At 37.7% G+C, this 25840-nt stretch carries 18 protein-coding genes, 2 rRNA genes and 1 other annotated feature; of the genes, 7 read left to right on the top strand and 13 right to left on the bottom strand.

The genetic code is table 11. The annotated features are described in order from the left end of the window. Positions 1 to 41 precede the first annotated feature (41 nt). From NST00_RS02770 to gltP, 3 genes are all read left to right on the top strand, one after another. Complete coding sequence (locus tag NST00_RS02770) at positions 42 to 1301, top strand: ATP-binding protein (protein ID WP_340709620.1); 1260 nt, start codon at positions 42 to 44, stop codon at positions 1299 to 1301. Continuing rightward, positions 1301 to 2179 carry a response regulator gene (locus tag NST00_RS02775; protein WP_339289514.1) on the top strand — a complete coding sequence of 293 codons (879 nt, stop codon included), beginning with the start codon at positions 1301 to 1303 and terminating at the stop codon, positions 2177 to 2179. Before NST00_RS02770 ends, NST00_RS02775 begins: the two co-directional genes overlap by 1 nt. A 90-nt stretch (positions 2180 to 2269) precedes the next feature. Further along, positions 2270 to 3541 carry a glutamate/aspartate:proton symporter GltP gene (gene gltP, locus NST00_RS02780; protein ID WP_096549951.1) on the top strand — a complete coding sequence of 424 codons (1272 nt, stop codon included), beginning with the start codon at positions 2270 to 2272 and terminating at the stop codon, positions 3539 to 3541. A 90-nt stretch (positions 3542 to 3631) separates the two neighbouring features. Here the strand turns inward: gltP and ltrA are convergent, their stop codons facing one another. The 4 genes from ltrA to NST00_RS02800 all read right to left on the bottom strand — a co-directional run bounded on the left by ltrA (position 3632) and on the right by NST00_RS02800 (position 8490). Next, a complete protein-coding gene (gene ltrA / locus NST00_RS02785; RefSeq protein WP_339289584.1) occupies positions 3632 to 4894 on the bottom strand; it encodes a group II intron reverse transcriptase/maturase in 1263 nt (420 codons plus the stop codon). 802 nt (positions 4895 to 5696) lie between these two features. Continuing rightward, positions 5697 to 6260 (bottom strand): hypothetical protein, encoded by a 564-nt coding sequence (locus tag NST00_RS02790; protein WP_016839529.1) that lies wholly within the window; start codon positions 6258 to 6260, stop codon positions 5697 to 5699. Positions 6261 to 6303: 43 nt separating this feature from the next. Beyond that, a complete protein-coding gene (locus NST00_RS02795; RefSeq protein WP_340709621.1) occupies positions 6304 to 7077 on the bottom strand; it encodes a hypothetical protein in 774 nt (257 codons plus the stop codon). 792 nt (positions 7078 to 7869) lie between these two features. Further along, positions 7870 to 8490 carry an RraA family protein gene (locus tag NST00_RS02800; RefSeq protein WP_016839533.1) on the bottom strand — a complete coding sequence of 207 codons (621 nt, stop codon included), beginning with the start codon at positions 8488 to 8490 and terminating at the stop codon, positions 7870 to 7872. A 247-nt stretch (positions 8491 to 8737) separates the two neighbouring features. Here NST00_RS02800 and NST00_RS02805 point away from each other — a divergent pair, with 247 nt between their 5' ends. Then, a complete protein-coding gene (locus NST00_RS02805) occupies positions 8738 to 9121 on the top strand; it encodes a hypothetical protein (RefSeq protein ID WP_016839534.1) in 384 nt (127 codons plus the stop codon). 88 nt (positions 9122 to 9209) lie between these two features. Here NST00_RS02805 and NST00_RS02810 read toward each other — a convergent pair whose 3' ends face one another. Next, a complete protein-coding gene (locus NST00_RS02810; protein WP_016839535.1) occupies positions 9210 to 9773 on the bottom strand; it encodes an LOG family protein in 564 nt (187 codons plus the stop codon). Positions 9774 to 9934: 161 nt separating this feature from the next. Here NST00_RS02810 and tadA point away from each other — a divergent pair, with 161 nt between their 5' ends. Both tadA and NST00_RS02820 read left to right on the top strand, forming a co-directional pair. After that, entirely contained in the window at positions 9935 to 10450 is a 516-nt protein-coding gene (gene tadA / locus NST00_RS02815) for a tRNA adenosine(34) deaminase TadA (protein WP_172597814.1), read from the top strand. A gap of 140 nt (positions 10451 to 10590) precedes the next feature. Then, positions 10591 to 11904, top strand: a complete 1314-nt coding sequence (locus NST00_RS02820) for a short-chain fatty acid transporter (protein WP_168412818.1) — start codon at positions 10591 to 10593, stop codon at positions 11902 to 11904. Between the two features lie 193 nt (positions 11905 to 12097). Here NST00_RS02820 and NST00_RS02825 read toward each other — a convergent pair whose 3' ends face one another. From NST00_RS02825 to pdxS, 3 genes are all read right to left on the bottom strand, one after another. Continuing rightward, positions 12098 to 13852 carry a methyl-accepting chemotaxis protein gene (locus tag NST00_RS02825; protein ID WP_340709622.1) on the bottom strand — a complete coding sequence of 585 codons (1755 nt, stop codon included), beginning with the start codon at positions 13850 to 13852 and terminating at the stop codon, positions 12098 to 12100. Between the two features lie 276 nt (positions 13853 to 14128). Next, positions 14129 to 15415, bottom strand: a complete 1287-nt coding sequence (serS, locus tag NST00_RS02830) for a serine--tRNA ligase (protein WP_096549956.1) — start codon at positions 15413 to 15415, stop codon at positions 14129 to 14131. A 54-nt stretch (positions 15416 to 15469) separates the two neighbouring features. Beyond that, positions 15470 to 15684, bottom strand: a binding site (T-box leader). 82 nt (positions 15685 to 15766) lie between these two features. Next, entirely contained in the window at positions 15767 to 16624 is an 858-nt protein-coding gene (gene pdxS, locus NST00_RS02835) for a pyridoxal 5'-phosphate synthase lyase subunit PdxS (RefSeq protein ID WP_168412816.1), read from the bottom strand. A 104-nt stretch (positions 16625 to 16728) separates the two neighbouring features. Between pdxS and pdxR the strand changes: the two genes are divergently transcribed. Continuing rightward, positions 16729 to 18147: a MocR-like pyridoxine biosynthesis transcription factor PdxR gene (pdxR, locus tag NST00_RS02840; RefSeq protein ID WP_340709623.1), complete on the top strand. Its 1419-nt coding sequence runs from the start codon at positions 16729 to 16731 to the stop codon at positions 18145 to 18147. 76 nt (positions 18148 to 18223) lie between these two features. Here the strand turns inward: pdxR and NST00_RS02845 are convergent, their stop codons facing one another. The 5 genes from NST00_RS02845 to NST00_RS02865 form a co-directional block, all read right to left on the bottom strand. Beyond that, a complete protein-coding gene (locus NST00_RS02845) occupies positions 18224 to 18679 on the bottom strand; it encodes a helix-turn-helix domain-containing protein (RefSeq protein WP_340709624.1) in 456 nt (151 codons plus the stop codon). 255 nt (positions 18680 to 18934) lie between these two features. Then, entirely contained in the window at positions 18935 to 20245 is a 1311-nt protein-coding gene (locus tag NST00_RS02850; protein WP_202947431.1) for a serine hydrolase, read from the bottom strand. Positions 20246 to 20401: 156 nt separating this feature from the next. Then, the gene (gene guaB / locus NST00_RS02855; RefSeq protein ID WP_016839551.1) at positions 20402 to 21868 is read right to left on the bottom strand and encodes an IMP dehydrogenase; all 1467 of its coding nucleotides are present in this window, start codon (positions 21866 to 21868) and stop codon (positions 20402 to 20404) included. 814 nt (positions 21869 to 22682) lie between these two features. After that, a 5S ribosomal RNA gene (gene rrf, locus NST00_RS02860) occupies positions 22683 to 22798 on the bottom strand. 48 nt (positions 22799 to 22846) lie between these two features. Then, positions 22847 to 25773: ribosomal RNA gene (locus tag NST00_RS02865) — 23S ribosomal RNA — on the bottom strand. Positions 25774 to 25840: the final 67 nt, after the last annotated feature.

Raw genomic sequence — 25840 nt, forward strand, 5'->3', positions numbered from 1 at the left:
GATTAGAATAAATGGAAGAATTACTTTATTAAGGAGTTATTATGGAACAAACAAAATCAATGAACTATCGGTATGATTATTTGTTGATATTCATTGTGGCAATTTTAACATCTATTGCAAGTGAAGTGAAAGTTATTCCTTTTGAAGGTGCACCTTTCCGAATCGGTTTAGGAACCGTAATATTTTTATTAGCAGTATTGATTCGACCCTTACCGCTGATTCATACTGGATGCATAACAGGAATTGTTGTAGTCCTTTTTCGTGCATTATTGGATGAACTATTATCAATAAGTACATTTTCGGTTTCATTATTTTTTCACATTCCGGCAGGTCTTTTTTATATCTTATTTGCTATTGGTCTAAGCATTATTAAACTTGAAAAAAATAAATCGAAACCTTTCTTATTAGGAAGTTTGGTAACCATCGTTGAATTTGTAAGTAATTACGTTGAACAGCTAACAACCACATTATTTATTACAGACATTTCTGTAACATTAAAAGATGTCGCATTACTACTTTTAGTTGCCATCATCCGTAGCTTCTTCGTCATCGGTATTTATAGTTCTATCACTGTAAAAGAACAAAAAAGACAAATGCAACAATTATTAAACTTTATCTCAACCCTTTACGTAGAAGCATTATATTTAAAAAAATCCATGAACGAAATCGAACATATTACCGCTAATAGTTATAGTTTATATGAACAATTAAAAAAGATAGATCCATTGCTAAGTATTAAAGCGCTTTCAATTGCTCAAGAAATTCATGAAGTCAAAAAAGATGAACAAAGAATTTATGCAGGCTTATCAAAAATCTTAAAAATGGAACAATTAGATGCTTATTTCATCTCCAATTTACTTCAATATGTAAAGGAAGCGAATGAAAAATATAGTGAAATGCTAAATAAAAAAATTCAATTCAAAGTTTCTTATAATCAAGATTTTTATACAAAACAACATCTTCCTTTACTTGCGCTAATGAATAATCTAGTTGCAAATGCTGTAGAAGCAATTGAAGAGGAAGGTACAATCCATATTTCGATAAACACATCTAAGGACTTCACAACTATTACAGTAGAAGATACAGGTATTGGCATTCCAAAAAATTTAATCCCTGTTATATTCGACCCGGGATATACTACAAAATTCAACAGTGAAGGCGTCCCTTCGACTGGAATCGGCTTATCCCATGTAAAAGCTATCGTTCACAAACTAAATGGTTCGATTGATGTAATAAGCAATGAAACGACAACTTTTTCAATCAAACTACCATTAACTATACTGCAAAAAGGAGAATCATAATGAGGTATTTTATAGTTGATGACGATCGTGCAAGCCGTGCAATGCTCACCCAAATTATTGAAGACAGCCAACTCGGAACAGTAATTGGGGAAGCCTCCAATGGACAAGAAGCGATTACTCAAATATTAGTAATGCAGCCAGATTTTGTTATCATTGATTTATTGATGCCTATATTAGACGGATTAGCAACGATAGAACAACTTCGGGAAAATCTTTACGATGGAAAATTTATTATGATTTCTCAAGTCATTAATAAAGAGATGGTCGCTCAAGCTTACGAAAAAGGAATTGAATTTTTTATCCATAAGCCAATTAATAAGGTAGAAGTAGAAATGGTATTAAGAAAAACCGAGGAACAATATCGATTAAAAAGCTCCATTTCCGCAATACGACAATCTCTTTCAAATTTCGAGACACCTAGCATCCATCATTCCAAAAAGTCAACACGTGATCATGTTTTAAGCATCTTAAATGATATGGGGATTATTGGAGAGGTAGGGAGTGAAGATATTACAAAAATCATAGAATTATTGATGGCAGATAAACAAAAAAATACACCTCTTCCACCATTAAAAGAGTTGTATGAGCGAGTTGCTGGTCTGACAAAAACCACTCCTGATGAAATCATAAAAGAAAGTAAATCAATTGAACAGCGTATTCGTCGAACGATATTAGCTGCTATGATTAACCTTGCAAACTTAGGTTTAGTAGATTATACAAACTCAGAGTTTGAATATTACGCCCCCCGCTATTTTGAATTTACAGAAATTAGAAAATTAATGAATCAAATTAGAAATAACGAAGAAAAAAAAGTAAAAATTAACATAAAAAAGTTCATCCAAGTGTTATTTGCAGATATTGTAAATAAGGCAAATTAAAAAAATTTTTTATCGGATTTTGTCGGATTATGTAAGAAACTTTTTAATATTATGTTTGGTTATTTTTTTATTTAAACAGGGGGGAATATTTTGAAAAAGAAATTCAAACTCAGTTTAGCAGCACAGATTTTAATTGCGTTAGTATTGGGGATAGTTGTAGGGGCTGTATTTTATGAAAATCCAGCTGTCGAAACATATTTGAAACCACTTGGCACCATCTTTTTAAACTTAATTAAAATGATTGTTGTACCAATCATCATTTCAACGTTGATTGTAGGTGTAGCTGGTACAGGCGATTTAAAACAACTTGGTCGCCTTGGTGGTAAGACGATAATATATTTTGAGATTATTACAACGATTGCCATCATTATTGGTTTACTCATTACAAACGTGTTTAAACCTGGTGAAGGTATTGATATGAATCAGTTGGAACAAACGGATATTTCATCCTATGTTGAAACAACTGAACAAGTAGAACATGATGGTGGTTTCATTGATACGATTGTTGGCATTGTACCAACAAACGTCGTGAAAGCAATGGCAGAAGCCGACATGTTATCCGTTATCTTCTTCTCCGTATTGTTCGGTTTAGGAGTTGCAGCGATAGGTGATCGTGGAAAACCAGTCCTTGACATTGCGCAAGGTGTAGCAGATGCCATGTTCTGGGTAACAAACTTAGTAATGAAATTTGCTCCATTTGGGGTATTCGGTTTAATGGCTGTAACCGTTTCAAAATTTGGATTAGAATCATTGATTCCACTTGGTAAATTAGTCATTACAGTTTATGGTGCGATGATTTTCTTCGTAATCGTTGTTTTAGGAATTACAGCGAAAATTGTAAATATAAATATTTTCCAAGTAATTAAAATTTTAAAGGACGAGCTTATTTTAGCGTACTCCACATCTAGTTCTGAAACGGTATTACCACGCATCATGCAAAAAATGGAGAAGTTTGGATGTCCAAGAGATATTACATCCTTTGTTATCCCTACAGGTTATTCATTTAACTTAGATGGTTCAACTTTATACCAAGCAATTGCTGCTATTTTCATCGCTCAGTTATACGGCATTGATTTAACAATTGCTCAACAGGTTACATTAGTACTAGTACTAATGGTTACTTCTAAAGGTATTGCAGGGGTACCTGGCGTATCATTCGTTGTATTACTTGCAACTTTAGGTTCTGTAGGTATTCCATTAGAAGGTTTAGCATTTATCGCTGGTATCGACCGTATTCTAGACATGGCTCGTACTGCTGTAAACGTAGTTGGTAACTCTTTAGCAGCGATCGTTATGTCGAAATGGGAAGGTCGATTTGATGAAAATAAAAAGGAAGAATATCTTGCAGAGTTAGCGAAATAAATTTTTGATTTGATTAATCGAGTAGGAGGGAGCGATTAACTCCCGTCCTCTCACACCACCGTACGTACGGTTCCGTATACGGCGGTTCAATTAAGATAATTGACGCAAGTTTTCATAACGAGCTTCAAGACTTTTCAGCCCTTGGTTTCTCCAATAGGAGTTACCAAGGGTTCTGTGTAATATTGGACTATTTGAAATACGCCAATAACTCTTCCGAGTATTTCCCCATTCATACGCTTGCCATTGTGGTACGCCAAGTTGAATAAGGTTGCGTATCTTTGTTTTCGGTTTCTTCCAGTTCTTCCATAGACACATTCGAAGTCTTCTACGAATCCATTTATCTAATTCAAGGAATATAGATTTGGTGTCTGCTAACGCAAAATATCCACACCATCCCATTAGATATTGATTCAGTTTCTGAATGCGGTATTCCATCGGGTAGGGCATCTTGCGTGATGTGATTTCACGAACTTTATTCTTCATTCGTTTAAGGCTTTCTTTTGCGATACGAACCTTTGGCTCTTTATGATAGGTATAGCTAAATCCTAGAAACTTACGTTTCCATGGACGGTCGACCGCTGATTTCTTTTCATTTACTTTCAGTCGTAGTTTTCCTTCAATGAATCGTTGAATGCTTGCCATTGTGCGAAGTCCTGCTCGTTTACTTTTCACGTAAATGTTACAGTCATCCGCATATCGAACGAATTTGTGTCCTCTTCTTTCCAATTCTTTATCTAGTTCATCTAGTACAATGTTAGATAGTAGCGGACTTAATGGTCCTCCTTGTGGAGTTCCTTCTAATGTGCTTGACACCACACCATTAATCATGACTCCCGATTGTAAATACTTACGAATCAATTTCAGTAATGGTTTATCTTGGATTCTCTTCGCGAGTGTACCCATTAATCTGTCATGGTTGACCTTATCAAAGAATTTCTCCAAGTCCATATCTACAACCCATCGATGTCCATCTCTTATATATTCTTTCGCTTTCCTCACCGCATCATGGGCACTTCGGTTTGGTCTAAATCCGTAGCTGTTTTCAGAGAATGTAGGGTCATACACTTTTGAAAGTACTTGGGCGATTGCTTGTTGAATCAAACGGTCTGTTACGGTAGGGATTCCTAGTAAACGAACACCGCCGTCAGGTTTCGGGATTTCGACTCTGCGGACTGGCATTGGTTCATAAGTTCCCTTGAGAATTGCCTCCTTAATAGATAGCCAGTTTTCGACTATGTGCTGTCGTAGGTTTTGTACGGGCATCATATCTACTCCGTGGCTTCCTTTATTCTGTTCTACACGTTTTAGTGCTTGAAGCATGTTCTCCCGTGACAGGATTTGATTCAAAAGCATCGTTATTCTCCTTCCGTGAATAGCTGTTCTCTTTATGCCAGTGGTCACTCCACCCTCCAAGAGGTCCCCCACGGGATTCACCGCTTCCTTCCTCAAGTGAGGTACTACGTTTTCTGTGTTCATCATGACTCACTGAATGCCAAGGGCTATTCTCTCTTAATTGTTCGGTCCTTCTTAGTAGTTCTAAACCAACTAATACTATGACCTCTGCTGACTTCTGACGGTTCAGCTACTTATCACTAAGTAGGTTATGAAGAGTACTTCACATATCCGCCAGACCTCCCCGGGTAAGTACATGCACTTTCACACCATCTATCCGCCTCATTTACTCGATATGACCTTCGACAGAAAGAGCTTTGTTTTGTTGTGCAAATTCACTCAATCATACCTAGCCTTATATGAGGTTCGTGTTCCTCGGACCGGTGTTTTGCCTCCAGCTTCCTTCAGATTCCGCGTCACCACGGACACCCTTGCTCTTGGCTAACCTCTACTTCTGTCTTCGGGGTTCGGGACTTACACCCTATAGTTCATGTACATGCCGGGCGCACATCGAAAAACAAAATTACCGTCAACGGAAATTTTGTGTTAAGACCTTTTTATTTGGAAATATTTATGTTTTTTGGAAAAAGTTAAAGAATAAACTTTACGGAATGTGGAAAAATTGAATACAGATACCGCTTTACTTCCTATTCTCGTTACACCTTGCAAATTCCACAAAAAAACACTTCCGATATTCATAATGAATCCCTTTTATATGGGGTCATTATGAATATATCGAAAGTGCTTTTTAGCAAAAGTTCAATTATTCTAAATTATTAAGGTCAAACTGTGCGATTGTTTCATCCTCGACCATAACCATTAAAGTGGCATCCATTGCATTTTCTTTTAACTTCTCTAACTGTTCGGAAGATGGTGCAGCTTTTAATTGTTCATTGTCCTTTAAGGCACCTAATACAAAATCAAGCGAGAATTCGCCTTCTTGATTAGGTTTAAGAACTGGTAAACCTGTATGCCCCGTACCATAATTTTTTTTCTTATCATAGATATTTATCCCAATTAGTTCTTCCGAAATGGCTTTCAGTTTTTCACTGGGTTCAATATAAATTTTTATACCGTCATCATAATCGTATGTTGCGTCATTTAAACGCTTATCTCCTCCAAGATCCTTTCTTCCAACATTTTTTAAAACGAAATTATAATGCAAGTTAACAAATTCTAATTCATCACTATCTTCTACTAAATTATTCTTTTCTATCTCAACTGTCGCACTAATTATTTCTACAGAAGGATTATTAGAACAACCGGCTAAGAGTAATACAACGAAAAGAATGCTGAAAATCGATTTTGACATATTTTTAACGCTCATTATATATCCTTTCTAAAAAAATAATTAAATACACTTATGGAGTTTAGATATTATTTTGTAATTGTAGAGTCCATACAGAACCACCTCTACTTTTTAAAGTAGCAGTAGAAGTCGCTCCCACATAATGAGTATATTGCAGACTTACATATTTCCAGTCTTTAAAATCAGAAGAATAAGACCATTCATTTGAAGTTGGTGAATAATCCTTAGCCTGAGTTAGACTTGGGAATCCACTAGTACCAACGGATACTTTTCTGCTCGTAATAGAAACCGTTGAATCACTAATTTTCCATCCTCCAGTAGCTTTTGTAATCTTTGCGTATTCGATATTATTTTCTTTCTTTCTTGAATAATAAATAGTTGAGTAAGCCTTTACACTATAAGAAGAATCCCATTTTTCTTCGCTTTTATTTCCGGATTCTGCGGATGCTATATTGAAACCATTAATATTGTCCGTTTCTTCTACTAATCCAAAAGTAGTAATGGCGAATTCTTCAATTTCAACATCTCCAATTTTTTCTACTTTTAACAATTGAGATGTAGAAACATTCGTAACGTTAAAATCTTCGCTTAATTCACTATTTGTTAATGTAGACGATTTTATTTTGTATTGATATTTAGGTAATTCAATATTATTCAATTCAACTTCATGAACTCCATTTAAAGCCCTTTCAAGCAATTCATCTATATCTGTAATTTCTTGAGCTTGATAAATGATTTCTTTGTTATCCTCAACTTGTGCATTTGCTGCTGGTACATTTACAAATACAAGTAAGAATGTAAATAAAAGAAATAAAGAATAAAAATACTTTTTCATACTAATATCTCCTATTTACTACAATCACAATAAAAAATGTTCTAAATAATCTGATGATTTGTGAGATACATAGTTTTTACTCGATATTTTTCACCTCCATTTTCTCTCTTTTCTTTTTCGATGATTACAAACATTGTAGTATAAAAAAAGGAATTTCTTCCTTTTTATTCATAACTTTGTATAATCCACTCATAAGTGTAGGATTAAGAATTATGGGTTTTATCGTAAATTTACTGAACAACACGGGATTCACCGCTTCCTTCCTCAAGTGAGGTACTACGTTTTCTGTGTTCATCATGACTCACTGAATGCCAAGGGCTATTCTCTCTTAATTGTTCGGTCCTTCTTAGTAGTTCTAAACCAACTAATACTATGACCTCTGCTGACTTCTGACGGTTCAGCTACTTATCACTAAGTAGGTTATGAAGAGTACTTCACATATCCGCCAGACCTCCCCGGGTAAGTACATGCACTTTCACACCATCTATCCGCCTCATTTACTCGATATGACCTTCGACAGAAAGAGCTTTGTTTTGTTGTGCAAATTCACTCAATCATACCTAGCCTTATATGAGGTTCGTGTTCCTCGGACCGGTGTTTTGCCTCCAGCTTCCTTCAGATTCCGCGTCACCACGGACACCCTTGCGTTGAGCTAACCTCTACTTCTGTCTTCGGGGTTCGGGACTTACACCCTATAGTTCATGTACATGCCGGGCGCACAAAAAAAGGGGCAAAAATGCCCCTTTTAATATTTTTCAGAAAATTTTTTTATGAATAGAAAATAATAAATTTTTATTTTGATAAAGCTTTTTCAATATATTGGCGTATTGATTCTTCCCCGTTTGCTAATGCTTCCTTTTCTCTCGCTTCATCTTTTGCTAGTTTTTCTTCGGCTTTTTTCAAAATTTCTTCTTCTTCTCCTTGTGGAACAACAACAACACCGTCTACATCTCCAATAATGAAATCTCCTGGTTGGACGCTCACACCACCAATGGCAATCGGAACATTTACTCGACCACCACCATGTTTATTTCCACTAGCAACGGTTGTTCCTAGGGCAAACACCGGAAAATCTAATTCTCGAATTGCTGCAATATCACGTATTACACCATTGACAACAAACCCTTGAATCCCCAATCCTTTCGCAAGAGAAGCTACAAAATCCCCTGCTACTGCTCGGTTTGTATTCCCTTTTGCATCAATAACAAGAATATCCCCTTTTTGTGCGATATTAATTGCTTCTAATACAGCTTTATTTTCCCCATCTGGCAATCTAACCGTTACAGCTCGTCCAGCAATTTTAAAATGATCGCTCAACGGTTTGATTTTTGCATCTAAATTTGTATGTCCCCCTGTAGCATCAGATATTGCAGTAGTTGGTATCGCTAAATATTTTTCAATTAAATTGGACATGTCGACATAACCCCTTTGAATTTACATAATATTTTAATAATTCTATATTATAGGATAAACTTTCCTTTTTCTATATAATTTGCAACTAATTTCACTAAATTTTAATAAAGTTAAGAAGTTAGCATTCCTACAAATACATATACTATGAATAACCATCATTGCTCTGTGATCACGTATTATGCGTAAAAATTTATAAGATGGTTACACTGTATAAAAATTACATAATTCTACAAGGAGTGACACGGCAATGATAATGAACCGCTTAGTAAAAGAATGCATCAATGAACAAGGGAAAAAAGTCTACCGAATGGCAACGTATGATATCGAAGTCATTGCAAAGTCAAATGGTGGTCTCTCACCAACTATTATCTATCTTCATAATAATCAAGATGTTACAGATGACATACGTGACATTCGCTTTGGCGCACGTTCACCCTATTCATATATTGAAGATTACGATGAGTTTCAAACAATGCTTTATAATAAAGAACAAAAAGCCATTAATGATTTATATGATTCCATTAGCTTAAGACCGAAGAACATGACTACTACTGAACAAACTTTGTGGAGTATCGGGGTATTAGTCTTAATGTCCATACCTCTACTCGTAGCAATGCTCATCTTCCATTAAAGGGAGAAAATATTCTCCCTTTTTTTATGATAAAAAATAAAAGAATCCTTGATTAGTGTATTTACACTATCCCAGGATTCGAATATTGTTAAACATCTTTATTCACAAGATTTCCATTGCTCATTTCCAACATTTCAAATAGCTCTTCTAATGAAGTTGCTACTAAAAACAATTCATGTTGTGATGCTCGTAAAAATCCTTCTTCCATCATTTTTTCAAAATGTTGCACTAGACCATCATAAAAGCCATTTACATTATATAAAATAACAGGTTTTGCATGTAATCCTATTTGCGCCCAAGTAAAAGCTTCAAAATACTCATCAAGTGTTCCGCAACCACCCGGTATCGCCACAAAAGCATCGGAAAGATCCGACATTTTCTTTTTTCGAGCATGCATTGACTCAACGATATATAATTCAGTTAATCCTTTATGCAATTTTTCTTTATTCACTAAATGTTCCGGCATGACTCCGATTACTTCTCCGCCTTCTGCAAGAGCTGCATCCGCTACTTTCCCCATTAAACCTTGAGTTGACCCTCCATAAACAAGCCCGTATCCGCTACGTGCAATCATTTTCCCTAATTCAATTGCTTTTTCTACATAAACCGACGATTTTCCTGATGATGAACCACAATAAACCGCTATACGCAATCAAGTCACCTTCTCTTTTACTTCCATTATATCGAAAAATTATTAACTCAATGTAAAAGGTTCAAAATTCTATTTTATTTTTTCTTGCATTTTGTTACGGCAAGCATGAAGATGATTCAATCATGAAATCATGATACACTTACACCGAAGGAGAGAGGAATGTGGAATTATATGATAAAGATGAATATTTTATGAGTGAAGCAATTAAAGAAGCAAAAAAAGCGGAAACTCTTGGTGAAGTTCCCATCGGTGCTGTTATTGTCTATCAAGATCAAATCATTGCTCGTTCCCACAACTTGCGGGAAACAACTCAGAACGCTATTACGCATGCGGAACTAATGGCAATTCAAGAAGCTTGCAAAGCAATTGGGAGCTGGCGGTTAGAAGAAACGACATTATACGTGACCCTTGAACCATGTCCAATGTGTGCTGGAGCAATTCTACAATCAAGAATCCCTCGGGTCGTATATGGTGCACGGGACCCTAAGGCTGGTAGTGTCGATTCATTATATCGTCTATTAAACGATTCTCGATTAAACCACGAATGTGATGTGACAGAAGGTGTTTTAGCTGATGAGTGCGGCTCTCTATTAACAAATTTTTTTAAAGCGATTCGAGAAAGAAAAAAAGAAGAAAAACGAAAAATGAAATTGAATGAGAAGGAAAATTGTGATTGAGAAATCAGTCACAATTATATTTTTAAAACTATCCACCTATCATATTATGTTATTTTTTAAAATATATATCATATTTTCTCCTGATTTTTCGTATCTATAAAATATCTAACTTTTTTTAGAATCAGGAGGAACATGAAAATATGAAGTTTTTAACGAGAATATCAAATGCTATTATGGAAAAGTATTTACCTGATCCATATATTTTTGTTGCAATATTATCAGTACTCGTTGTAATTCTTGGTGTTGTATTAACCCCCTCCTCACCACTTGATATGGTTATTTATTGGGGAGATGGATTCTGGGGATTACTAGCATTTACGATGCAAATGGTCATTGTACTAACTGCTGGACACGTACTAGCAAATAGCCCTTTATTTAAAAAATTTCTAACTGCTATTGCAAGCAGCATCAAATCCCCTGGTATGGCCATTATTATTGTTACATTTGTTTCTTTAATTGCTTGCTGGATTAATTGGGGATTCGGTTTAGTAATCGGAGCTATTTTTGCTAAAGAAATCGCTCGTCATGTAAAAAAAGTGGACTATCGCTTATTAATTGCTAGTGCTTATTCTGGTTTTATTATTTGGCACGGTGGGTTGGCAGGATCCATTCCTCTATCAGTAGCAACTGAAGGGCATCCTTTTGAAGGGATAATGGGCGTAGTTCCTACTTCGGGAACAATTTTTACTTCTTATAATTTATTTATTGTACTGGTTATCCTTTTCACTCTTCCATTCTTTAACCGCTGGATGATGCCAAAAGATGATGATGTAGTAGAAGTGGATCCAGCTTTATTGGTAGAAGAAGAGAAGAAATTCCCACCGCCTGTAAATACTTTTGCTTCTCGTTCAGAAAGAAGCTATATTTTAACTATTTTAATTGGGATAATTGGAGTAACGTATCTTATTTATCATTTTACAACGAAAGGTTTTGCTCTTGATTTAAATATTGTGAACACAATCTTTGTGATTCTCGGAATTATTTTACACGGAACACCTCAACGCTTCTTAGCCGCTACTCAAAATGCCATTAAAACAGCAAGCGGCATTGTATTTCAGTTCCCTTTCTATGCAGGGATTATGGGGATGATGACAAATTCAGGTTTAGCTGCTGTCTTCTCTGAGTGGTTTATTGCTATTTCGAACGATACAACTTTCTATTTATTTACATTTTATTCTGCTGGTTTAGTCAATTTCTTTATTCCTTCTGGTGGAGGTCAATGGGCGGTGCAAGCACCAATCATGTTAGAAGCAGCTCAAGTGATGGGGGCTGATTATGCGAAAACGGCTATGGCTATTGCTTGGGGTGATGCTTGGACGAACATGATTCAACCTTTCTGGGCTCTACCTGCACTTGCCATTGCGGGCTTAAAAGCAAAAGATATTATGGGATTCTGTGTATTCGTTCTCATTTTTACAGGAATTATTATCAGTATTGGATTTTTATTCTTCTAAAAATAAAAGAGCCTAATCATAAAAGTTTTGAACTTTTGATCAGGCTCAAATCTTACAATAAATATTTTTTAACTCTTTCTCTACGGTGGTTACATCAAACGCGCCTCCTCGTTGCATTTTCTGTGACGAAAGCGAGAACGACAGACGCAAAGGAAGCATTTAAATAACTTTTTAGGAACCCTCGTCCCCTTGTTTATCTCAATTTAAATTGTCGAACTAGTCGATTTAATTCCTCAGCAAGGACTGCCAGTTGTTCAGAACTCGCAGAAATCTCTTCCATTGCACTATTTGTCTGTTCTGATGCAGCCGTTGTTTCTTCAATACCGGCAGCAGCCTCTTCAGAGATTGCAGCAATTTCTTGAATGGAACTGTTCATCTCACTACTGTTTGTTGCGATGGTTGATAAATTTTCAGCTACAACCGTGATACTATCGACCATTTCTTGCAAAGAATTTTGAATCGTAGTAAATGTTTCGTGTGTTGTTTTTATTTGAGTAGAACCCTGCTCAACTTCTTTATAACCATTTGTTAACGCTTCTGTCACAACACTAAATTCTTCCTGAATATTATTTACAATCTTTGTTATATCCGTTACAGAATATGCTACTTGTTCAGCCAGTTTTCGAACTTCTTCTGCAACAACAGCAAATCCTTTTCCATGTTCTCCTGCTCTTGCCGCTTCAATTGCAGCATTTAAAGATAAAAGATTTGTCTGTTCAGCAATCTCTTTAATAACTATAACCAATTGAGAGATTTCTTGTACTTGGGTATGAAGTTCATTCACTTTACCGACTGAATCACGTACAATATGATCGATTGTTTGCATTTGTTTAGCGGAAGATTCCATCAAACGGCTTCCGTCATTTGTTAATGCCAATATTTCTTTTGCTCTTTGCTGAACACGTTCTCCGTGCTCGTTTGCCTCTTGAGAAGTCGCTACAAAGTTCGTTGCTATGGAAGATAAGTTGCTTGCATTATCTGCTTGTTTTTCGGAACCTTGAGCAAGTTCCTCCATTGTCACGACAATTTGATTTGCACCCAGTTTTACCTCATTTGCAGCCTGCGTTAATTCTTCGCTACTACTTGAGACAATTTCCGAGTTTTTCGCAATTTCTTGCAGAATATTCTTCAACTTATCTTGCATATCATTCATTGCCAAAGCTAATTGGCCAGTTTCATCCTTCGATTTAATCCTTAACGGCTCAGGGCTTAAATCTGCTCGAGAAAGTAAATTCATTCTTTCCATAACCATTTGAATAGGCTTTGATATGCTATTTGTAAATACCCATATAACAATTAAACCTATGATTACTGCTATCAACAACGTAAACAAATTCACTTTTAAAATATTATTTGCAGGCTTATTAAAATCCATCATGTATGTACTTGCACCAATTATCCATCCCCAGTTTGAATCCACTTTTGAATAAGCTACTTTTTCTTCAATCTGATTTTCATTTCCGATTAATGGATAATCATAATAAACAAATCCTCCACCTGATTGTCCCACTTTGATAATTTCTTGTATGAATTTTAATCCTTTTGTATCTTCATCGTTCCACATATTTTGGCCTTCAATTGTCGGGTGCGCAAGCATAGTTCCCTTTTCATCGACGATAAATAAGTAACCATGTTCTCCTATATCGATATTTTTATTGATTGGTCGTAATCCTTCCTCATTCTTGCTTCCTAAAATTGCTTCTTTTACTTTTTCCTGTGCATCCTCTAATGAAATTTCCCCTCTATCAACATATTTCGATAAACTATTAATCATTTCTAACGTCATTTCAACACTGTTGCTCAAATTGGTTTTCCCTAAATCATTCAAACTTTCTTCAGTTTGCATGAAATTTATGAAGCTTACTACAACTAAAGGAATGAGCAACAAAGCAGTAGAAATAATCAACAACTTTCGTTTAATTGTCAATTTCTTAAACAAAACAAACATACCCCCTGATAAAAAAGTTTCAAAAAGATGTCAGTTTAATAATTTTTATATAGGTATTTCCTCCTCCCAATATTTAAAATAACAAAATAGTAAAAAATAAATATTGATTTTTATCAATATTTATACTTGTTTAAAAAATTATATTATTCCGAATTCGTTTATTCAATATAAATTTTCCATTTAATTAAATTATTAGGAATATTAAGAAAACGGAAATGCATTCTAGCAAAAAGAAAAAAGCATACCTTTTACTCGGTATGCTTCTTTTTATTACTTTTATTTTTTAGGTGGTGTCATCATTTCTTTTCCACCCATATATGGTCTTAATACTTCAGGAATAATGACACTTCCATCTTCTTTTTGATAATTTTCTAAAATGGCAGCAACTGTACGACCAATAGCAAGTCCTGAACCATTTAATGTGTGAACGTATTCTGGTTTTGCTCCTTGTTCACGACGGAAGCGGATATTTGCACGTCTCGCTTGGAAATCTTCAAAGTTTGAGCAAGATGAAATTTCACGATATTTATTTTGTGATGGCATCCATACTTCTAAATCGTATTTTTTAGCAGCAGTGAAGCCTAAATCAGCAGTACACATTTTCACACGTTGATAAGGCAAGTTTAATAATTGAAGTACTTTTTCTGCATGGCTTGTTAATAACTCTAATTGTTCATAAGATTCTTCCGGTTTAACAAAGCGGACAAGCTCTACTTTATTGAATTGATGTTGGCGGATTAATCCGCGTGTATCTCGACCCGCAGATCCTGCTTCTGAACGGAAACATGCACTATAGGCAGCAAACGCTTTAGGCAACATATCAACGCTTAATATTTCATCCCGATAGAAATTCGTTACTGGCACTTCAGCAGTTGGAATCATGAAATAGTCAGTGTCGACAAGTTTAAATACATCCTCTTCAAATTTTGGTAATTGTCCAGTTCCTAATAAACTGTCTCGATTGACAATGACTGGAGGGAGCATTTCCTCATACCCATGCTCTTCCACATGCAAATCCATCATAAAATTCATCAGTGCTCGCTCAAGTCTTGCACCTAAGCCGCGGTAAAATACAAAACGGCTTCCCGTTACTTTTGCAGCTCTTTCAAAATCGATGATGCCTAAATCTGTAGCTAAATCCCAGTGTGGTTTAACTTCAAACTGGAACTCCGGCACTTCTCCCCAAGTATATTCCACAACATTATCATCTTCGCTCTCACCAATTGGAACAGATTCATGAGGAATATTTGGCAAACGCATCATCATATCTTTGAACTTTTCCTCAATTTCCTGAAGCTCTGCATCCAACTGTTTAATTTCTTCTCCCACTTGACGCATGCGAACGATCAATTCATCAGCATTTTCTTTATTGCGTTTCATCACAGCAATCTGCTCTGATACTTTATTGCGCTCTGCTTTTAATTCTTCCGCTTTTGCAATTAATTCACGGCGTTTTGAATCAAGAGTTTCAAATTCATCAATATTTCCTAAATCTTCGTTGCGTGTTAACAGGATTTTTTTTACTTCTTCAAAGTTGTCACGGACACGTTTAATATCTAGCATGTTTATTCCTCCAAACTTATTATGAAATTTTCCATATAAAAAGCTCTCAATCCCAAAAGGGACGAGAGCTACCCGCGTTGCCACCCTAGTTGATTAAACAAAATGTTTAATCCTCTTATTTCATAACGGCTTTTCAACCGACCCAATCCTACTAAACATTTCAGCTGGGCAACTCATGGACGGATTCACAAGGGTTTTTATCAGCTTCCACCAACCGCTGACTCTCTAAAAAAAACTGACTTGTTACTACTTCCAATCATCGCATTATCGCTTAATCGATTTTAACCATAGCGTACTATATCCCGTTAAATTTTGCAAGAAAAGACTTTATTAACTTTATTTTGACAAATCTCATCTAACTTGCAAAAGTTCTTCTTTGGAAAGAGTAGCAATATCAATTCCTTTCATAGGATTACCTAAATCCTTTGAAAGTTCAGCTATAAGTGGGTAATCATTATAATTTTTTGTCGCTTCAACAATAGCTCTTGCAAACTTTTCTGGATTTTCCGATTTAAATATACCGGAACCAACAAACACTCCATCTGCTCCTAATTCCATCATTAATGCGGCATCGGCTGGTGTGGCAACCCCTCCTGCTGCATAATTTAATACAGGCAACCGTCCTCGTTCTTTAATTTGTAGCAACAACTCATAAGGCGCACCTAATTTTTTTGCTTCCACCATTAATTCATCTTGACTCATGTTAACAATTTGACGTACTTGGGCATTTACTTTTCGAATATGACGTACAGCTTCTACAATGTTTCCTGTACCTGCTTCACCTTTCGTACGCAACATGACTGCCCCTTCTCCAATTCTCCGCGCTGCTTCTCCTAAATCGCGACACCCACAAACAAAAGGTACGTTAAACTCCTTTTTTAACAAATGGAATTCATCATCCGCTGGTGTTAATACTTCACTTTCATCAATCATATCTACACCTATTGATTCTAAAATACGTGCCTCCACAATATGGCCAATTCTTACTTTTGCCATCACCGGAATGGATATGGCATTCTTTACTTCCTCAATAATGCGAAGATCAGCCATCCTAGCTACTCCGCCTTCTTTTCGTATATCTGATGGAACTTTTTCTAATGCCATTACCGCAACAGCACCTGCCGCTTCTGCAATTTTTGCTTGCTCAGCATTCACAACATCCATGATTACGCCGCCTCTGGGGATGTTAATTTCTTTAAAATTTTCCATATTATTACCTCCTATTATTTGTTGATTTTTAGTATAATGATTTTTGACAATATAAAAAGTTCCAAAATTATAAAAAGTTATATGGTCAGTTGGAGGTATATACGATGGACATGCTGATCTTCCAATTGGAAAAAGAAAATGCTAAACCTTTGTATGAACAACTCTACAGCGGCATAAAAAATGCAATTATTCAAAAACAAATTGAAGTAGGAACGAAATTGCCATCTAAGCGAAAATTAGCGGAGTTTTTAAATATTAGTCAAACTACCATTGAAATTGCATATTCTCAATTATTAGCGGAAGGATATATTACATCTATTCCCCGTGTAGGTTATTTTGTTGAAGAAATTGATGAACTGCCTTACGTAGAAAAAAAACAAACGACAATCGAAATTCCCCAAAAAGAACAAAAACAATATCGATATGATTTTCATCCTGGTAAAGTTGATGAAGAATCCTTCCCTTTTGTTGTATGGAGAAAGTATGTAAAAGATATATTTGATATTACTTCAAAAGAGTTGTTACAAATGGGTGAACCCCAAGGAGAAGTAGAGTTACGAAAGGAAATTGCCAATTATTTATTTCAATCGAGAGGTATCCATTGCAAACCTGAGCAAATCGTTATTAGCTCTGGAACTGAGCTTTTATTACCGATGATTTTGCGCTTATTTGAAGATGATTTCATATTAGCCCTTGAAAACCCTGGTTACTCAGCAATACCGAGAATTCATTTAAATAATAATGCCATTCCTATTTCTGTGGATGAGGAAGGTTTAGTAGTTGATGAACTTGAACAAACAAATGCTAATATCGTCTATATTACTCCATCACATCAATTCCCGACAGGGGCAGTGCTGTCAGCTACAAGAAGAACTCAACTGCTGAAATGGGCAAGCAAAGCACCTAATCGATATATTATTGAAGATGATTATGATAGTGAGTTTCGCTACATTGGCAAACCCATTCCAGCCCTACATGGTTTAGATCAAAATGATAAAGTGATTTATATGAGCACATTTACAAAATCATTGATGCCATCACTTAGGGTTGCTTATATGGTATTGCCTCATCATTTATTAATGAAATATAAAGAAATATTTAGTTATTACTCAGCAACGGTCCCACGTTTCGTTCAACACATATTAGCCAATTTTATGAAAGATGGTCATTTCTCTAAACATTTAAATCGCATGAGGAAAATTTATCGAAAAAAACATGATAAATTAAAACATACGCTAACTACTTTTTATCCTGATATAAAAATAACAGGAGACCAAGCTGGAATGCATGTGCTAATCTCGATTCCTAGCGGCAAAAATGTTGACCAACTGAAGCAAATTGCAAATCATCATGGCATCAACATTACTCCTGTAACCAATTATTTGTTAAAGCCCATTGAATATAAACATCCTACCTTCTTGCTTGGATTCGGAGGTATTCCTTTAAATCAAATAGAGGAAAGTATCCACCAATTGATGGAATGTTGGAACGTACAAAAAAATAAAAAACTCGCTAAACTATAGATGTCTTAGCGAGTTTTTTATATTAGTATATTATACATATATTTCCCATAAATATTTCCCAAGCAATATTTTTTCTTTAATCTGCATATTTCTTTTTTAATTGTTCTGAACCAGTTCCACCAATAATCATTAATACTAATGGTAAGAAATTTGAAATTACTTTAGGTAAACCATCGGGAATTGTTATATTCGTATAAAAAAATAAATTGGAACCTAGAATGATGATTTTAATGAGTATTAATAATACCCCTAGTAAAAATAAACTGTCAAAAAACGATTTTAATTTGGGGTGAGCTAATTTTTTACTATCTTGAATTACTTTTTCCTTCAAATCATTGTCACTCCTTAACATTTCATCTATTGTAATACCAAATAAATCGCTTAGTGCAATAATTACTTCAATACTTGGATAGTTCTTTCCAGTTTCCCATTTTGATACTGATTGACGACTGACATGAAGTTTATCTGCAAGATCTGCTTGTGTCCAACCTCGTTTTTCCCTTTCATTTTTTAATCGTTCACTAAATGTCATCGACGGCAACTCCTTTCTTATGTTCAATATAAATTAAAAGTAGTATGAAGTAAAGAGAGCTATGGGCGCATGATGATGCAACGGATAGTTGCCATCGCCAAACGCCAATTATATACCATTTTATATAAAATTTACATTTAATTTCCAAAAGTATTAGAATATATATCAAAGAAAAAAGCTAAGAATCCACATCTAGTGGTTCCTAGCTTTCTTGAAATAAATTCTATTAGCGAAAAGTTTTAATTGCCTAATTTGTTATGAAAATAAGCCTCCTACAAAACCAGTAATGCCTCCCCAAAGATTACTGAAGAAATTACCGATTCCTTGGAAGAATAATGAGATAAATCCTGCTCGTTCAACATCGTCTGCTGTTACTACATCAACAGCCATTTCTTTACCATCGATAAAACCGTAATCAGAACCTTCTTTTCTTTCAATTACAACTTTCCCAACTACCGTCCCTTTTTCAACTTTCGCTTCAAGGGACTCTTTATCTAACACTAACTTTGGTTGATATAAATCTTTTTCTGATGTTTTTACAAGCATGGATAAAGGTTCTTTTACAGCAATTTTTACTTTATCTTCTTTTCCTTTAATGACTTTAATAGATTCTTTTCCTTTTTCAGAAAAGTCGGCTGGAATAATTTCTTGTTTTGCAAATTGGCTAAAACCATAATCGAACAATTTTGCTGTTGCATCAAAACGCGCTTTATATGAACCAACACCGTTTGAATCAACAGCATTCATTACAACTGAAATTAAACGTGTACCATTTCGTTCAGCAGTTCCTGTAAAACAGTATCCCGCTAAATTAGTTGTACCTGTTTTCAATCCATCGACACCTTGATATTGATATACCAACCCTGGCAACATGAAGTTCCAGTTTTCCATCTTAATGGCATCATCTGTACCTTCTCTGAACGTTTTTCTCGGAATGCTAGCAGTCTCTAAAACTTCAGGATAATCTTTCAGTAAATGATAGGCAAGTTTTGCAACTGAGCGAGCTGGCATTACGTTTTCATCTTCCGGACCTGTCCCAGCAGGATGCATGCCCATTAAATCAGCATTATTTAATCCTGTTGAATTGACAAATTTATACCCTTCTAGTCCTAATTCTTCCGCTTTTTTATTCATTAGCTTTATAAACTCTGTTTCCGTTCCAGCTACTGTTTCAGCGATTGCCACTGTAGCAGCATTTGCAGAGTAAATTACCATTGCCTCATACAATTCTTGAATCGTATAAGTTCCATCTGCTCTTAACGGCACATTACTTAATGCACGATTTTGTGACAACTTATATGTATATTCCGTCACGCGATATTCTTGATCCCAACTAACTGTACCAGCTTTAATCGCATCTAATAAAATATACTCTGTCATCATTTTTGACATACTCGCAATACCAAGCGGTGTGTCAGCATTTTGCTCGTATAATATTTTCCCTGAATCTGCATCAATTAAAATGGCAGCCCCAACATTTAATCCTAAATCTGTTTCAGCATTGGCTTGGGGTGTCGTAACAATCATGCTAATTAACAGAATTGGAATCATGAGTAAGCTGATCATTGATGTCTTCCTTGCTGTTTTCACTTAAATGTACCTCCACTCATTATTATCATCTTCGCTCATTTTACCATAGATAGTATTCGATGTGTGTAACGAACAAGAAAAAACACTCTTCTAACATCTACAGTGACGTTAGAAGAGTGTTTAGGTTTCAAATTATTGAAGAGAATAGTTTGGAGCTTCTTTCGTAATTTGTACATTGTGTGGATGAGATTCACGAAGACCTGCATTTGTCATGCGGACGAATTGAGATTTTTCGCGTAAATGTTCTAAGTTAGGAGCTCCGCAATATCCCATTCCTGAACGGATACCACCCACTAATTGTTCGATTGTATCAGCAAGAGGCCCTTTGTATGGTACACGTCCTTCAATGCCTTCAGGAACTAATTTTTTCGCATCTTCTTGGAAATAACGGTCTTTTGAACCTTGTTCCATCGCAGCAAGAGAACCCATTCCACGATATACTTTAAAACGACGTCCTTGGAAAATTTCTGTTTCACCAGGTGATTCTGTTGTTCCTGCAAGAAGTGAACCAAGCATAACAGCATGTCCACCTGCTGCAAGAGCCTTCACGATATCACCGGAATATTTAATGCCACCATCTGCAATAATTGTTTTACCATATTCGCGAGCAACTGTTGCGCAATCGTAAATCGCTGTAATTTGTGGTACACCTACACCTGCTACAACACGAGTCGTACAAATGGATCCAGGGCCAATACCTACTTTTACTACATCCGCTCCTGCTTCAAACAATGCACGTGCTGCTTCAGCTGTCGCAACATTTCCTGCAATAATCTCTAAATCTGGATATTCATTTCGAATTTCTTTAACTGTATCAATTACGCCTTGAGAATGGCCGTGAGCTGTATCAATAACAATAACATCTACTTGCGCTTCAACTAATTTTTTTACACGGGCACTTGTATCTTTTGAAACCCCAACAGCAGCACCTACTACAAGTCGACCAATGCTGTCTTTTGCTGCATTTGGGAATTCTATTACTTTTTCGATGTCTTTAATTGTAATTAAACCTGTTAATTTTCCTTCATTATCTACGATTGGAAGTTTCTCAATTTTATACTTTTGTAATATTTTTTCAGCTTCTTCTAATGTCGTTCCTACAGGAGCTGTTATTAAATCTTCTTTTGTCATTACTTCTTCAATTTTCAATGAATAATCGGAAATGAAACGTAAATCTCGATTCGTAATAATTCCCACTAATTTTTGTTCTTCTTCATTATTTACAATTGGAACACCCGAAATGCGATATTTACCCATTAAATGTTCAGCATCAAACACTTGATGACTTGGTGTTAAAAAGAAAGGATTCGTAATGACACCATTTTCAGATCGTTTTACTTTTTCTACTTCTTCTACTTGTTCTTCAATGGACATGTTTTTATGAATAATCCCGATTCCACCTTGACGTGCCATTGCAATCGCCATTCTAGATTCAGTTACTGTATCCATTCCAGCACTAATAATAGGAATATTTAATTTGATTTTTGGTGTAAGTTGTACTGATAAATCTACTTCTTTTGGTAATACTGCTGAATGCGCTGGTATTAATAATACATCGTCGAATGTTAATCCTTCTTTTGCAAACTTCGTCTCCCACATTTCGATTATTCCTCCTAAGTACAAAACGAATATTAATAGTAAGATTATCAACATGTTTTCCTAGTGTCAAGAATCTAACAAATAGAAAAAGTATTCGGACTATTGGAAATTGTCATTTTGTGTTACACTATTTTAATTTAGATATATAACGCTAAACTAGATTTATTTTGCTCTTTTTACATGCAATTATGAAATTTGATATCTTCCAACATTAAAAATGGCTATTAACTAATTAAAAGATGCAACCCAACTATTTATTTTTTTAAATATATCATGAAGGGGATTACGACCAACTTCATCATTCAATTAATAAATGGCATTGAATTGCTTGATAATCAGTCATATTTGACTTCATTTTTTAAACCGTTGGGTTTTACGAAATGAACCTTTTGCAGTGGTATATTGAAAAACAACGTCCTGTTCGCGCCGACCTGACCTTCGGTCTTTGGTAGTTGGGAGCTTATTTTTGCAATAAAAAAAAGCACCACTATTGTGGTGCCTTCTGCGAAGCGCTCGTCTATCTCTCACAAGGGGACCCCTTAACTACCATCGGCGCTAACTCCGAAGCACGTTGACCAGCGAATTTCTGTGTTAGCTTCGGCAGTCCGGTGCTCACGTACATAGTACGCTCCGCTCCGGGCTGCCTCGCTTCCTTGAACTTCTTGGTCCCCGTGCTTCTCGTCTCCTTCAAATATTTATTTTACTTTTGTTTAGCATGTGGTTTCTGTATCGCGCCGATCGGACTTTCAGTCCTTGTTAGTAAGGGGCTTCAACTTTTGCAATAAAAAAAGCACCACTATTGTGGTGCCTTTTTGCGAAGCGACGTCCTACTCTCACAAGGGGAAGCCCCTTACTACCATCGGCGCTGAAGAGCTTAACTTCCGTGTTCGGTATGGGAACGGGTGTGACCTCTTCGCCATCGTCACTTCACTATATGAGAGGTTGTTCTCTCAAAACTGGATAACGACATTGAAATGATTGGTTAAGTCCTCGATCGATTAGTATCCGTCAGCTCCACACGTCACCGTGCTTCCACCTCGGACCTATCTACCTCATCGTCTTTGAGGGATCTTACTTGCTTATGCAATGGGAAATCTCATCTTGAGGGGGGCTTCATGCTTAGATGCTTTCAGCACTTATCCCGTCCACACATAGCTACCCAGCGGTGCCTTTGGCAAGACAACTGGTACACCAGCGGTGTGTCCATCCCGGTCCTCTCGTACTAAGGACAGCTCCTCTCAAATTTCCTACGCCCACGACGGATAGGGACCGAACTGTCTCACGACGTTCTGAACCCAGCTCGCGTACCGCTTTAATGGGCGAACAGCCCAACCCTTGGGACCGACTACAGCCCCAGGATGCGATGAGCCGACATCGAGGTGCCAAACCTCCCCGTCGATGTGGACTCTTGGGGGAGATAAGCCTGTTATCCCCGGGGTAGCTTTTATCCGTTGAGCGATGGCCCTTCCATGCGGAACCACCGGATCACTAAGCCCGTCTTTCGACCCTGCTCGACTTGTAGGTCTCGCAGTCAAGCTCCCTTATGCCTTTACACTCTGCGAATGATTTCCAACCATTCTGAGGGAACCTTTGGGCGCCTCCGTTACCTTTTAGGAGGCGACCGCCCCAGTCAAACTGTCCACCTGACACTGTCTCCCAAGCCGATCAGGCTTGCGGGTTAGAATTTCAGTACAACCAGGGTAGTATCCCAAGGGCGCCTCCAGGGAAGCTGGCGCTCCCCCTTCTACGGCTCCTACCTATCCTGTACAAGTTGCACCGAAATTCAATATCAGGTTACAGTAAAGCTCCACGGGGTCTTTCCGTCCTGTCGCGGGTAACCTGCATCTTCACAGGTACTATAATTTCACCGAGTCTCTCGTTGAGACAGTGCCCAGATCGTTACGCCTTTCGTGCGGGTCGGAACTTACCCGACAAGGAATTTCGCTACCTTAGGACCGTTATAGTTACGGCCGCCGTTTACTGGGGCTTCAATTCGGAGCTTCGCTTGCGCTAACTCCTCCTCTTAACCTTCCAGCACCGGGCAGGCGTCAGCCCCTATACTTCACCTTACGGTTTTGCAGAGACCTGTGTTTTTGCTAAACAGTCGCCTGGGCCTATTCACTGCGGCTCATCAGGGCTTGCACCCCAATGAGCACCCCTTCTCCCGAAGTTACGGGGTCATTTTGCCGAGTTCCTTAACGAGAGTTCTCTCGCTCACCTTAGGATTCTCTCCTCGACTACCTGTGTCGGTTTGCGGTACGGGCACCTCCCGCCTCGCTAGAGGCTTTTCTTGGCAGTGTGAAATCAGGAACTTCGCGCGTAACGCGCTCCCCATCACAGCTCAGCGTATTAGGAAGCGGATTTGCCTACTTCCACGCCTTGCTGCTTGGACACGCTCGACCAACGGCGTGCATTCCCTATCCTCCTGCGTCCCCCCATCACTCAAACGGCGGGGAGGTGGTACAGGAATATCAACCTGTTGTCCATCGTCTACGCCTTTCGGCCTCGACTTAGGTCCCGACTAACCCTGAGCGGACGAGCCTTCCTCAGGAAACCTTAGTCATTCGGTGGATGGGATTCTCACCCATCTTTCGCTACTCATACCGGCATTCTCACTTCTAAGCGCTCCACCAGTCCTTCCGGTCTGACTTCGACGCACTTAGAACGCTCTCCTACCACTCGTGCAACGCACGAATCCACAGCTTCGGTGAATCGTTTAGCCCCGTTACATTTTCGGCGCAGCGTCACTCGACCAGTGAGCTATTACGCACTCTTTAAATGATGGCTGCTTCTAAGCCAACATCCTGGTTGTCTAAGCAACGCCACATCCTTTTCCACTTAACGATTACTTTGGGACCTTAGCTGGTGGTCTGGGCTGTTTCCCTTTTGACCACGGATCTTATCACTCGTAGTCTGACTCCCGTGTATAAATAGCTGGCATTCGGAGTTTGTCTGAATTCGGTAACCCGAGGTGGGCCCCTAGTCCAAACAGTGCTCTACCTCCAGTATTCTTCACACGAGGCTAGCCCTAAAGCTATTTCGGAGAGAACCAGCTATCTCCAAGTTCGATTGGAATTTCTCCGCTACCCACACCTCATCCCCGCACTTTTCAACGTGCGTGGGTTCGGGCCTCCAGTGAGTGTTACCTCACCTTCACCCTGGACATGGGTAGATCACCTGGTTTCGGGTCTACGACCACGTACTCAAAACGCCCTATTCAGACTCGCTTTCGCTGCGGCTCCGCATCTTCTGCTTAACCTTGCACGTAATCGTAACTCGCCGGTTCATTCTACAAAAGGCACGCCATCACCCGTTAACGGGCTCTGACTACTTGTAGGCACACGGTTTCAGGTTCTCTTTCACTCCCCTCCCGGGGTGCTTTTCACCTTTCCCTCACGGTACTGGTTCACTATCGGTCACTAGGGAGTATTTAGCCTTGGGAGATGGTCCTCCCGGATTCCGACGGAATTTCACGTGTTCCGCCGTACTCAGGATCCACTCAGGAGAGGATGGATTTTCGACTACAGGGCTTTTACCTTCTCTGGCCGTCCTTTCCAGAACGGTTCGTCTAACCCATCCTTTTGTAACTCCGTATAGAGTGTCCTACAACCCCAAGAGGCAAGCCTCTTGGTTTGGGCTGTTCCCGTTTCGCTCGCCGCTACTCAGGGAATCGATTTTTCTTTCTTCTCCTCCAGGTACTTAGATGTTTCAGTTCCCTGGGTGTGCCTTCTTAACGCTATGGATTCACGTTAAGATACTGTTCCATTACGAACAGTGGGTTCCCCCATTCGGAAATCTCCGGATCAAAGCTTACTTACAGCTCCCCGAAGCATATCGGTGTTAGTCCCGTCCTTCATCGGCTCCTAGTGCCAAGGCATCCACCGTGCGCCCTTAATAACTTAACCAAAATTAAGAACTTTACAGTAAATATCTTGCTTTCAATGTCGTTTATCCAGTTTTCAAAGAACAACC

This window comes from Ureibacillus sp. FSL K6-0165, assembly GCF_038004285.1.
Lineage (GTDB): Bacteria > Bacillota > Bacilli > Bacillales_A > Planococcaceae > Ureibacillus > Ureibacillus thermosphaericus.